The organism is Salinispora vitiensis, assembly GCF_000378825.1.
GTDB classification, from domain to species: Bacteria; Actinomycetota; Actinomycetes; order Mycobacteriales; family Micromonosporaceae; genus Micromonospora; species Micromonospora vitiensis.
In genome coordinates, this window is the sequence record NZ_KB900388.1 from 1323928 (window position 1) to 1335980 (window position 12053).

The 12053-nt window shown below is 68.7% G+C and carries 10 protein-coding genes; 7 read left to right on the forward strand and 3 right to left on the reverse strand.

All coding sequences use genetic code 11. The features are described from left to right. Positions 1-11: 11 nt before the first annotated feature. Positions 12-1520: an aldehyde dehydrogenase family protein gene (locus SALPAC2_RS0106175; RefSeq protein WP_018215775.1), complete on the reverse strand. Its 1509-nt coding sequence runs from the start codon at positions 1518-1520 to the stop codon at positions 12-14. Between the two features lie 254 nt (positions 1521-1774). Here SALPAC2_RS0106175 and SALPAC2_RS0106180 point away from each other — a divergent pair, with 254 nt between their 5' ends. Genes SALPAC2_RS0106180 through SALPAC2_RS0106195 form a run of 4 tightly spaced genes read left to right on the forward strand, consistent with a single transcriptional unit; the run spans position 1775 to position 5235 of the window. Next, on the forward strand, positions 1775-2521 hold the full coding sequence (locus tag SALPAC2_RS0106180; protein WP_026184481.1) for an enoyl-CoA hydratase family protein: 747 nt from the start codon (positions 1775-1777) through the stop codon (positions 2519-2521). Positions 2522-2550: 29 nt separating this feature from the next. Continuing rightward, positions 2551-3393 carry a CoA transferase subunit A gene (locus SALPAC2_RS0106185; protein WP_018215777.1) on the forward strand — a complete coding sequence of 281 codons (843 nt, stop codon included), beginning with the start codon at positions 2551-2553 and terminating at the stop codon, positions 3391-3393. Then, the gene (locus tag SALPAC2_RS0106190) at positions 3390-4121 is read left to right on the forward strand and encodes a CoA-transferase subunit beta (protein WP_018215778.1); all 732 of its coding nucleotides are present in this window, start codon (positions 3390-3392) and stop codon (positions 4119-4121) included. Before SALPAC2_RS0106185 ends, SALPAC2_RS0106190 begins: the two co-directional genes overlap by 4 nt. A gap of 25 nt (positions 4122-4146) precedes the next feature. After that, a complete protein-coding gene (locus SALPAC2_RS0106195; protein WP_223874208.1) occupies positions 4147-5235 on the forward strand; it encodes an NAD(P)H-dependent flavin oxidoreductase in 1089 nt (362 codons plus the stop codon). Here the strand turns inward: SALPAC2_RS0106195 and SALPAC2_RS0106200 are convergent. Continuing rightward, positions 5219-6352, reverse strand: coding sequence for an acetyl-CoA C-acetyltransferase (locus tag SALPAC2_RS0106200; RefSeq protein ID WP_018215780.1), 1134 nt, complete (start codon positions 6350-6352; stop codon positions 5219-5221). The genes SALPAC2_RS0106195 and SALPAC2_RS0106200 overlap by 17 nt on opposite strands. A gap of 58 nt (positions 6353-6410) precedes the next feature. Here SALPAC2_RS0106200 and SALPAC2_RS0106205 point away from each other — a divergent pair, with 58 nt between their 5' ends. The 3 genes from SALPAC2_RS0106205 (at position 6411) to SALPAC2_RS0106215 (ending at position 10776) form a co-directional block, all read left to right on the forward strand. Then, positions 6411-7610 carry an acyl-CoA dehydrogenase family protein gene (locus tag SALPAC2_RS0106205; RefSeq protein ID WP_018215781.1) on the forward strand — a complete coding sequence of 400 codons (1200 nt, stop codon included), beginning with the start codon at positions 6411-6413 and terminating at the stop codon, positions 7608-7610. 2 nt (positions 7611-7612) lie between these two features. Beyond that, complete coding sequence (locus SALPAC2_RS0106210; protein ID WP_018215782.1) at positions 7613-8752, forward strand: acyl-CoA dehydrogenase family protein; 1140 nt, start codon at positions 7613-7615, stop codon at positions 8750-8752. A 392-nt stretch (positions 8753-9144) separates the two neighbouring features. Next, on the forward strand, positions 9145-10776 hold the full coding sequence (locus SALPAC2_RS0106215; RefSeq protein WP_018215783.1) for a GMC oxidoreductase: 1632 nt from the start codon (positions 9145-9147) through the stop codon (positions 10774-10776). Between the two features lie 37 nt (positions 10777-10813). Here SALPAC2_RS0106215 and SALPAC2_RS0106220 read toward each other — a convergent pair whose 3' ends face one another. Continuing rightward, positions 10814-12040, reverse strand: a complete 1227-nt coding sequence (locus SALPAC2_RS0106220; RefSeq protein WP_018215784.1) for a cytochrome P450 — start codon at positions 12038-12040, stop codon at positions 10814-10816. Between the last annotated feature and the right edge of the window lie 13 nt (positions 12041-12053).

Genomic DNA, 12053 nt, shown 5'->3' on the forward strand with positions numbered 1-12053 from the left:
ACGCCCGCCACCTACATGAGCTCATCCGTGGTGGGCAGGAGGACGGCCTTCACCTCGGTGAATGACTCCGCCGAGCCGCGCCCGCCCTCCCGCCCGAGGCCGGACTGGCCGAACCCACCAAAGGCCGCATGGGGCTCTACCTGGTAGCCATTGACGCCGACGGTTCCGGCCCGCACGGCTCGGGTAAGCCGCATGGCCCGCTTCACATCGCTGGTCCACACCGTGGCGGCGAGTCCGTACTCGGTGTCGTTCGCCAGGCGTACCGCCTCCTGCTCGTCGGTGAACGGCGTCACCCCGAGCACCGGGCCGAAGATCTCCTCCCGGGCGATGGTCATGTCGCTGGCCACGTCGGCGAAGAGCGCCGGCGTCACGAAGTTGCCGGCAGCCAGCTCTCCACCAACCCGTTCACCACCACAGACCAGCCGGGCCCCCTCCTCCTGCCCCTTCCCGACATAGCCGAGCACGCGGTCCAGCTGCCGTGTGTTGATCAGCGGAGAGGCGGTGGTCTCGGCGTCGAAGGGATCTCCGTAATTCACCAGGGCGGTCGCACCAGCGGCGATTGAGAGGAAGTCGTCGTAGACCTCCCGCTGGACCAGCGCTCGGGTGTGGGCCACACAGACCTGGCCCGACAGTCCCACCGTGACTGTTCCCATCGTCAGTGCCGCCGCGGCGTAGATGTCGGCATCGGCGAAGACGATCGATGGGCTTTTTCCCCCGAGCTCCAAACTCACCCTGGTGATTCTGTCCGCCGCGGCATGCAGAATGCGCCGGCCCACACCACGGCTGCCGGTGAAGGTGATCTTGTCTACCAGCGGGTGGGTGACCAGCGCCTCGCCGGTGGTCTCCCCGGGCCCGGTCACCACGTTGAGCACGCCCGGCGGAACGCCGGCCTCCTCGAGAATCCGCACCAGTCGCAGTACGGCGAAGGTGGCGTACTCCGACGGCTTCAGCACCACGGTGCATCCGGTGGCCAACGCCGGCGCGAGCTTCTGCGCCGCCAGCAGGAGGGGCGCATTCCACGGGATGACCGCCGCCACCACCCCGATCGGCTCGCGCAGGGTGAAAACCATGTGGTCACCCCCCTGGTAGGGCGACAGCGTCTCGCCAGCGAGCTTGTCGACCCAGCCAGCGTGATGATCAAAAATGTCGGCCGCACACTCGGCCGACACCGCATAGGCGTCACCAAAGCTCAACGGAACACTGTTGTCGAGCGCCTGGAGCGCAAGCAGTTCATCGGCGTGCTCCCGGATGAGGTCAGCGGTCCGCCGCAGCACCCGGATGCGCTCCTTCGCCCGACTGTGGGGCCAGGGCCCCTCGTCGAACGCAGTTCGGGCGGCTCGGACGGCAATGTCCACGTCGGCGGCGTCCGCGACCGCGAACTTCCCCACCTCCTCACCCGTCGCCGGATGCAGGTGCACCCACGTCCGGTCGTCCCGCGACGGCCGCCAGTCACCGGCGAGGAGCAGTTCCCCCCGGGTCAGCCCCACCGCGTCCCGTCGTGACTTAATCGAGAGAACCATGCCCACCCTCCACAGCAGCCAGGTGTAACCTGTTCTATTTCTCGGCAGGATACGCCGAACCCGCGGGCGCTGCCAGGCTCCGGGTTAGGCATCGATGCACAGCTCGGCTTCGTGATAGATTTCCGCCAAGCAAGCGCTAGGTTCGTCGCAGCTGTCTGGGCGGCGTTCGGGGCTGGCCATGTGTGTCGCTATCCGTTCGGAGCAGACGGGTGGATTCCGTTCCGGAGCAGCCGGTGGAGCTGGAGGCATCAACGATGGGCATCGACATTCGCGGCGACGAACGGATCAGCGAGGTGATCATCGCCATCCCCCCGGTCAACGCCCTGGCGAGCGACGACTGGTTCGCACTGGCCGACGCCATCCACACCGCTGCGGCCAGCCCCACTGTGGCGGCCGTGATCCTCAGCGCCGAGGGGCGAGGATTCTGTGCCGGCGTGGACCTCAAGGAGCTCCAGCACAGCACCGACCACGCGGCGCTGATCGGCGTCAACCGGGGCTGCTATGCCGCCTTCGCCGCCGTCTACGAGTGTCCGGTGCCGGTCGTGGCAGCCGTCCACGGCTTCTGCCTCGGTGGTGGTGTCGGCCTCGCCGGCACCGCCGACATCGTGGTGGCCGCCGATGATGCCACCTTCGGTCTACCAGAGGTGGACCGGGGTGCGTTGGGCGCAGCGACGCACCTGTCCCGGCTGGTGCCGCAGCAACTCATGCGGGCGATGGTCTACACCTGCCGACAGATCACCGCACCGGAGCTGCGGGACTTCGGGTCGGTGCTCGACGTGGTGCCACGGGAGCAACTGGCGGCCACGGCTCGCCGGGTGGCCGAGGAGATCGCGGCCAAGGACCCAGTCATCATTCGTCGGGCAAAGGAGTCACTCAACGGGATCGACCCCATCGACCTCCGCCGGTCCTACCGCTACGAGCAGGGCTTTACCTACGAGCTGAACCTCGCGGGCGTTTCCGACCGGGCGCGACAGAGCTTCTTCGACCGAGGCAAGCACTGACCGATCGACGAGGGAGGGTGGCCTGACCCATGGCCGACAAGGTAATGAGCATCGCGGAGGCAGTCGGCGAGCTGCGCTCCGGCATGACGATCGGCATCGGGGGTTGGGGGTCACGACGGAAGCCGATGGCGCTGGTCCGCGCCATCGCCCGGTCCGCCCTCACCGATCTCACCGTCGTGTCCTACGGCGGACCCGACATCGGCCTGTTAGTGGCGGCGGGGCGGGTGCGGCGAGTGGTGACCGGGTTCGTCTCTCTCGACAGCATTCCCCTCGAGCCCCACTTTCGACGAGCCCGGCAGCTGGGTGCCGTCGAGCTGACCGAGCTGGACGAGGGGATGCTGCACTGGGGGCTGCTCGCCGCCGCACGGCGACTTCCCTACCTGCCGATCCGCGCCGGGCTGGGCTCCGATGTCCTGCGGATAAACCCCGAACTCCGTACGGTGCGGTCCCCCTACTCCGACGGCGAGGAGCTGGTGGCGATGCCGGCCCTCACCCTGGATGTCGCGTTCGTACACCTGAACCGGGCCGACCGCCAGGGCAATGGGCAGTACCTGGGCCCGGACCCGTACTTCGACGATCTCTTCTGCCTCGCCGCTGCCCGGAGCTTCATCTCCTGCGAGCGGTTGGTCGACCCGGCCGAGCTGCGCTCCGGCGGCCCAGCGCAGAGCCTCCTAATCAGCCGCATGATGGTCAACGGCGTCCTCGAGACCCCGCACGGCGCGCACTTCACCAGCTGCGTGCCGGACTACGACCGCGACGAGGCGTTCCAGCGTGAGTACGCGGAATCCGCTGCCAGCCCGCAGGCATGGGACCGATTCCGGGCTCGTTATCTCGAGGCGGATGAGGCCCACTACCAGCGAGCCGTGTCGTGACCGGGGCCAGCCGGGTCGAGGTCTGCATCGTCGCCTGCGCCGAGGCGTGGCGGGGCGATGGCGAGATCCTGGCCAGCTCCATCGGACTGATCCCCCGTCTGGCCGCCCAGCTGGCCCGCCGGACCTTCGCTCCCGACCTGGTGCTCAGCGACGGCGAGGCCGGGCTGGTCGGTGACGACGGGGCCGAGGGGTGGCTGCCCTACCGTGCGGTGCTCGGCATCGCCGCTACCGGTCGTCGCCACATGATGATGGGGGCCAGCCAGCTGGACCGATATGGCAACCAGAACATCTCCTGCATCGGCTCCTGGGCACAGCCCACCACCCAGCTGCTCGGGGTGCGCGGCGCCCCGGGGAACACCATCAACCATCCCACCAGCTACTGGGTGCCCCGCCACACCCGCCGGGTCTTCGTGGAGCGGGTCGACGTGGTCTGCGGCATCGGCTACGACCGGGCCGCCGCCCTCGGTCCCCCGGGCAACCGGTTCCACGAGATCCGGATGGTGGTGACGGACAAGGCGGTCCTCGACTTCCAGTCACCAGATCGGGGGATGCGGTTGCGCTCGGTACACCCCGGCGTCAGCGTGGACGAGGTCGTGGCCGCGACCGGCTTCCCGTTGCAGCTGCCGGATCACGTACCGGAGACCAGGAGCCCCAGCGATCGCGAGCTGCGACTCATCCGCGATCAACTGGATCCGGCCGGGTTACGAGATCACGAGTTGGGTCGGTGAATCCCCGACGCCCGTCCGGCTGTTCCTGCCCAGTGACGACAGGGAGACCACCATGCACCCGGCACTGCGCACCCAGTTGACCGAGTTGGTCGGCGTCCGGTACCCCATCGTGCAGACCGGGATGGGCTATGTCTCCGGTGCCCGGTTAACCGCGGCGACAGCCCAGGCTGGCGGCCTCGGCATCATCGCTTCGGCCACAATGAACCTCGGCGAGTTGCGCTCCGCGATCCACGAGGTACGTCGGTGTACCTCCGCGCCATTCGGGGTCAACCTGCGCGCAGACGCAACGGACGTGCGGGAGCGGGTCGAGTTGGTCATCGCGGAGTCGGTCCGGGTCGTCTCGTTCGCGCTCGCGCCGCGCCGCGACCTCATCAGCCGGCTCCGCGACGCCGGGGTGATCACGATCCCGTCCGTCGGCGCCCTCCGGCACGCGGAGAAGGTGGCCGGTTGGGGGGCGGACGCCGTCCTGGTCCAGGGGGGCGAGGGTGGTGGGCACACGGGGCCGGTGCCCACCAGCCTGCTCCTACCCCAGGTGGTGGACGCGGTCGACATCCCGGTGGTCGCGGCGGGCGGCTTCTTCGACGGCCGCGGCCTGGTCTCCGCCCTCGCCTACGGCGCGGCGGGAATCGCCATGGGTACCCGGTTCCTGTTGACCACAGACAGCCCGGTCGGCTCAGCGGTGAAACAGACCTATCTCGACAGCGGCCCTACTGACACGGTGGTCACCACGCAGGTCGACGGGGTACCACACCGGGTCCTGCGGACCCGGTTCGTGGACCGGCTCGAACGATCGGGACGGATCAGCACGCTGGCCAGCGCGCTCGGGCGGGCCCTCGCGCTGCGCCGACGCACCGCGATGCCGTGGTCGACGCTGATTCGGGACGGCTTCGCCGCCCGACGAAGCCGTGAACTCTCCTGGTCCCAGACGCTGATGGCCGCCAACACCCCGGTGCTACTTCGCGCGGCAATGGTGGACGGCCGAGCCGACCTCGGGGTGATGTCCGCCGGGCAGGTGGTGGGGCTCATCGACGACCTGCCCTCGTGCGCGGAGCTCATCGACCGGATCATGACCGAGGCCGATGGCTGCCTGTCCCGGCTTACAACCGCTCAATGACGGTGACGTTCGCCTGGCCACCCCCCTCGCACATCGTCTGCAACCCATACCGGCCGCCGGAGCGGTCCAGCTCGTGCAGCAGAGTGGTCATCAGCCGCGCGCCGGTCGCACCGAGCGGATGCCCAAGGGCGATCGCGCCACCGTTGACATTAACCCGATCCAGCTCCGCACCGGTTTCGCGCAGCCAGGCGAGCACCACGCTGGCGAACGCCTCGTTGATCTCGATCAGGTCAATCTGGTCGAGCGTCATCCCGGCCCGCCGCAACGCGACCTCGGTTGCCCGGATCGGCGCGGTCAGCATCAGCACCGGGTCGTCGCCCCGGGCGCTGAGATGGTGGACGCGGGCCCGAGGCGACAGCCCGTGCACCCGAAGTCCCCGCTCGGAGGCGACCAGCACGACGCTGGCCGCGTCGGCGAGTTGGCTGGCCAGAGCCGCGGTCGTCGTCCCGTCGGGACGTAGCGGGGCAAGGGTGGCCATCGCCGCCAGGGAGGTATCCGGTCGCGGGCACTCGTCGACCGTACAGCCGGCGCAGGGCACGATCTCAGCGGCGAATCGTCCCGACTCCCGGGCGCGGACCGCCCGCTGGTGACTGAGCAACGCGTACTGTTCCAGCTCGGGACGGGTGATCCCCCACCGGGCGGCGATGAGGTCTGCGCTGCGGAACTGGGAGATCTCTTCCTCCCCATAGCGAGCCGCCCACCCGACGGAGCCGGCGTACGGGCCGTGCGGGGCCATCGCACTCGCGATCGGCACCTGACTCATGCTCTGCACCCCACCGGCGACCACCAAGTCCGCGCTGCCGGCCTGAACGGCCTGGGCGGCGAAGTGCACCGCCTGTTGGGACGAGCCGCACTGTCGGTCGACGGTCACCCCCGGTACCTCATCCGGTAGGCCGGCCGCCAGCCAAGCCGTCCGGGCAATGTCACCGGACTGGGGCCCAAGGGTGTCCACGCAGCCGAACACGACGTCATCAATCGCGGCCGGGTCAACTCCCACCCGGTCCAGTAGGGACGCGATGACCTGACCACCGAGGTCCGCGGGGTGCACGCCGGCCAGCCCACCACCGCGCCGCCCCACCGGGCTACGCACCGCGTCGACAAGGTATGCCTCGCTCATCCGAGCCTCCTCCGTTATGCTAGAACGCGTTCTAAATCTAGCCGAATGGGGCAGCGCTATGCACCTCTCCTACTCGGTCGAACAACAACAACTCCGTTCCCGCCTGCGCGCGTACTTCGCCGAGCTGATGAGCCCCGAAGTCCGCGAGGCACTCGCCATGACCGATGGCGAGTACGGAGACGGCAAGGTCTACCGCGACATCGTGCGACGCCTGGGCCAGGATGGCTGGCTGACGCTCGGCTGGCCCCGGGAGTACGGCGGTGGTGACCGGTCCATGCTGGATCAACTCATCTTCACCGACGAAGCCGCGGTCGCAGGCGTGCCGGTTCCGTTCCTGACCATCAACACCATCGGACCGACGCTGATGCGCTTCGGCACCGATCAGCAACGCGCCGAGTACCTGCCCCGGATCGCCGCTGGCGAGCTGCACTTCTCGATCGGCTACTCCGAGCCGGAGGCGGGCACCGACCTGGCCGCCCTGCGCACCACCGCGGTCCGCGACGGTGAGACCTATCTGGTCAACGGCCAGAAGATGTGGACCAGCCTCATCCAGTACGCGGACTACATCTGGATGGCCTGCCGCACGGCACCGGAGGCCCCCCAGCACAAGGGTCTGTCGATCCTTATCGTGCCGACCGACTCTCCGGGCTTCTCGTGGACTCCGGTGCGCACCGTCGCCGGGCCGACCACCAGCGCCACCTACTACACCGACGTCCGGGTACCGCGCTCCGCACTGGTGGGGGCGGAGAACCAGGGCTGGCCGCTGATCACCAACCAGCTCAACCACGAGCGGGTCGCGCTCACCTCGGCCGCCCCGATCCGACACGCGTTACGTGAGGTGCGGGACTGGGCTCTCGCCACCACCCTGCCGGGCGGGAAACGGGTCATCGACCAGGAGTGGGTCCAGCTGCACCTGGCCCGGGTGCACGCCAAGGCGGAGTTCCTCAAGGTCTACAACTGGCGACTCGCCGCCGAGTCAGCCAGCGGCCTCGATCCGGCCGCCGCCTCGGCTACCAAGGTCTACGGGACCGAATTCGCCATCGAAGCGTACCGGCTGCTCATGGAGGTGCTCGGCACGAACGCGGCGGTTCGGCAGGGGTCCCGCGGTGCCTTGCTGCGTGGGCGGGTGGAGGGGTTGCATCGCTCCGCCCTGATCCTCACCTTCGGCGGCGGCACGAACGAGGTGCAGCGAGACATCATCGCCACCGTCGGCCTGGGTCTGCCAGCGGCCCGTCGGCGCACCCAACGGCAGGAGTAGTCATGAGATTCGCCCCAAGCGAGAGCCACCGCGACCTCGCCCGGCTGACCCGGCAGATCCTCACCGACCAGGTCACCACGGACCGGCTCCGGGACCTCGAGGCGAAGGACACCTACCTGGACCGATCACTCTGGCGTGAGCTCGCCACGGCGGGGGTACTCGCCGCCGCACTGCCCCACCGGGCGGGCGGTGACGGCCTCGGCCTGATGGAGCAGTGCGGCGTTCTGGTCGAGGTGGGCCGGAGCGTCGCCCCCGTGCCCTACCTGTCCAGCATCGTGACGGCGGCGGCCGGGCTGGCCACCTTCGGTGACGACCAGCAGATCACTCGGTGGGTCACTCCAGCCCGGGAGGGGGCCATGGTCCTGACCGCCGCCCTCACGGAGGGTGAGGTAGGCGCCGAACGCGTCGCCGGCCGTTGGGTGCTGACCGGGACGAAGACGACCGTGCCGGCCGCACCGGACGCTGATCTGGTGCTGGTCCCGGCCAAGTTCGGCCGTACGACCGTGGTCTTCCTCGTCTGCCCCGATGACCCGGGGGTTACCGTGGAGCCGCAGCAGCTGGCGGGGGGCGAGGGGGCTGGCTGGCTGGACCTGGCCCGGGTGGCTCTTCCCGACGACCGACTGCTCGGCACCGTTGCGGACGGCAGCGCCATCGCCGCCTGGCTCACCACCCGGGCCACCATCGGATCCTGCGCCCTCCAACTCGGGGTGACCGAGCGGGCGCTGGAGTTGACCGCGGAGTACGTCCGTAACCGGATCCAGTTCGGTCGCCCGATCGGCACCTTCCAGGCGGTGGCGCAGCGGCTCGCCGACGCCTACATCGATGTCGAGGCGATCCGGCTCACGCTCTGGCAGGCGGCTTGGCGGCTCGCCGAAGGGTTACCTTGCCCCACCGAGGTGGCGACGGCCAAGTTCTGGGCCGCCGACGCCGGACACCGGGTCGCGCACACCGCCGTTCACCTACACGGCGGCGTAGGAATCGACCTTGACCACCAACTCCACCGCTACTTTCTTGCCGCGAAGCACCAGGAGTTCCGGTTGGGCGGCGCCACCGCCCAACTACGGGCGATCGGCACCGCCCTCACCTCGACCGACCTGGGAGACCACGATGGCTCGGCCGGTGAGTCAACCTCCGCCGCCTGAACCGGGAGGGCAGCGCGGCGGGCCGCAACCAACCGCCTCGCGGGTCCGACCCCGAGACGTTGACGGCGCGGAGAGTACACCATAGATTGACATGCATGTATTTAATGGGAGTTGGCGCACGGGGCCTTCGACGCAACCCCGAGAACCACTCCCCCTCCGACCTGATTGGTGGTGACCGCCGCGACCGGGTCAACCCCGGCAGCGTTCGCCACGGATCCGGTCGGCCGCCAGCCACCGGCGATTCTGTCACCTATCCAGTGGTCAGTTTCGATTGATACTGCGAACCAGCCACCACCAGGCGGGAGACCTGAGCCGAAGGACGGTCGGCGCGCGCCCGAGGCAACCAACGGGCATCGGACACCGATCACGACCAACGATTGAAGGGGCCGAGCATGACAGGTACGAGCCTTTCCCGACGTGGCCTACTCCGGGCCACCACGCTCGGCGCCGGCGCCGCCGTCGCCGGAGCCGCTTTAGGGCACCAGGCGGCCCAGGCGGGTGGTCCGGTACCCGCGCTGGCCGGAAAGACCGCCGTGGTCATTGGTAGTGGCTTCGGCGGGGCGGTCGCCGCCTACCGACTCGGCCAGGCCGGAGTGGTCACCACCGTGCTGGAGCGGGGTCGCCGCTGGGACGTGGACGGCTCCGGCACCACGTTCTGCAGCATCAATGAGCCGGACTGGCGGTGTGGCTGGTTCCTGGACCGCCCACCACTGGGTATCAACCTCGGCTCGGCGATCGAGAAACGGGCTGGGTTGATCGCCCGCCACGACGGCGATGGAATCTCGGTGCTGAGCGGAACCGGAGTAGGCGGCGGCTCCCTCGCCATCGGGATGTTCCTACCGCAGCCGCGGCGCAGCGAGTGGGAGCAGGCGTACCCGGCCGAGATCGGCTTCGACGAGATGAACGATGTCTACTGGCCCCGGGCTCGGCAACGCCTCGGCGCCGCGCCGATCCCCGAGGACGTGCAGAACAGCGGCCCCTACCGGGGAGCCCGCGCCTGGCTCGACTACCTGTCGGAGTTCAAGCAGACCCCTCTCCCCATCCCGTTCGCCGTGGACTGGGACGTGGTCCGCGCCGAACTCGCCGGTGACACCGTGCCCTGCCACACGATCGGCGAGGGCCCGTACGGCAGCAACTCCGGGGCGAAGAACAGCGTCGACCGCAACTACCTCGCCTGGGCCGCTGCGACCGGTAACGTGACAACCCTGGCGTTGCACGAGGTCACCGAAATCCATGAGGTGTCCGGTCAGGACAAGTTCGAGATCAGGTGCCGACAGATCGACGAGCACGGCACCGTCCTCTCCACCAAGACCTTCGTCTGTGACTACCTGTTCATGGCGGCCGGCTCCGTCTACACCACCTCGCTGCTGCTCACCTCCCGGGCCAAGGGCGGGCTTCCCCGCCTGGTCAACCAGGAGGTGGGTAAGGGCTGGGGCAACAACGGCGACTTCCTGGTGACCCGGATCAATCTACGAAAGGACGTCGGCCACGCCCAGGGCGGTCCGGGTAACGTCAAGTACATCGACGAGGACAACCCGTACGCACCCACCTCGATGGCGTGGGAGGCGGCACCGGTTCCCCGTTGGATGCCGCGTACCACGGCGCACCTGGTGACCAGCATGGCTCCGGAGCGAGGCGAGATTCGCTACGACCCGGATACCGGGACCGGCAAGGTGCACTGGCCGTACGGCGTGCTGGAGACCACCTCCGAGAAGGCGGCGGTTGACCTGGTTACCCGGTTGTGGTGGGAGACCGAGGGCCGCAAGGGATACCTCCTGAACGGGCTGCCGACCTACGCCCGGGGCGTCGGCACCGGGCTCGGCGCGGCGAACACCTGGCACCCGTTGGGCGGCATGGTCATGGGCAAGGCGACCGACTTCGGCGGTCGTTGCCTCGACTACCCCAACCTCTTCTGCATCGATGGCTCAATCCTGCCGGGTACGGCCTGCCTGGCCAATCCTTCCCTGACCATCACCGCGAACGCCGAACGCTGCATGGACCGGTTCCTCGCTGAGCACTCCTAACCCGTACGGGGGCCCGGCCGCGAGCCGGGCCCCACGTTCAGTGGTACTGCACCGGCAGCTCTCGGATCCCGTTGATCCAGCCCGACCGCAGTCGCTGCGGATCGGCCAGCTGGCGGATGTCCGGCATATGGTCGGCGATCGAATTGAAGATCAGTTCGATCTCCAGGCGGGCGAGGTTCGCGCCCAGACAGAAGTGCACCCCACTACCGCCGAACCCCAGGTGGGGATTGGGGCTACGGGTGATGTCGAACCGTTCCGGCTCCTCGAACACCGACTCGTCGAAGTTGGCCGACCCGTAGAAGAGCGCTACCCGTTGGCCGGCGGAAATCGCTTGTCCGGCCAGGGTGGTGTCGACCAACGCGGTGCGTTGGAAGACGTTCACCGGGGTCGCCCAGCGGATGATCTCTTCGACCGCACTCCGGGGGCGCTCGGCCTTGAACAGTTCCCACTGTTCTGGGTTCTCGAGGAAGGCCAGCATGCCGTGGGTGATCGCGTTCCGGGTCGTCTCGTTGCCCGCCACCGCCAAGAGCATCACGAAGAAGCCGAACTCGTCGGCGGTCAGGTGCTCCCCGTCGATCTGCGCGTTGACCAGCTGGGTCACCAGATCGTCGCTCGGGTTGCGCTGTCGCTCGTGGGCCATCTCCATCGCGTACGCGAGCAGCTCGGCTGAGGCGGCCATCGGATCCACGCCGTACGCCGGATCGTCGTAGCCGATCAGCTGGTTCGACCAGTCGAAGACCTTGCGACGGTGATGCTGCGGCACCCCGATGAGCTCTGCGATCGCCTGCAGCGGCAGTTCGCAGGCGACATCGGTGACGAAGTCACCCGTGTCACGCGCGGCCGCGTCCCGCACGATGCGCTCGGCCCGCTCCGCCAGCGACCCACGCAACGCGTTGATCGCTCTGGGAGTGAAGCCGCGGGACACGATGGCCCGTAGCTTGGTGTGCTCCGGCGGGTCGACGTTGATCATGATGACCCGCTGCATCTCTCGATCCGCCTGGGTGGTGCCCGGCTGGAAACGGGCGATCGCCGTGTTCTCCCGGGTCGAGTAGGTTTCGCTGTCCCGGGAAACCGCCATGACATCGGCGTACCGGGTGACCACCCAGTACCCGTCGTCGTCGAAACCGGCCGATCCCTTCGGTTGGGCGTTCCACCAGACCGGGGCCGTCCGGCGCAACTCGGCGAACTCCTCCCGAGGCACACGGCGCTCCAGGACGGCCGGGTCGGTGAAGTCAAATCCCTTTGGAATACGCGGCTCAGTCATCGAACCTCCTACT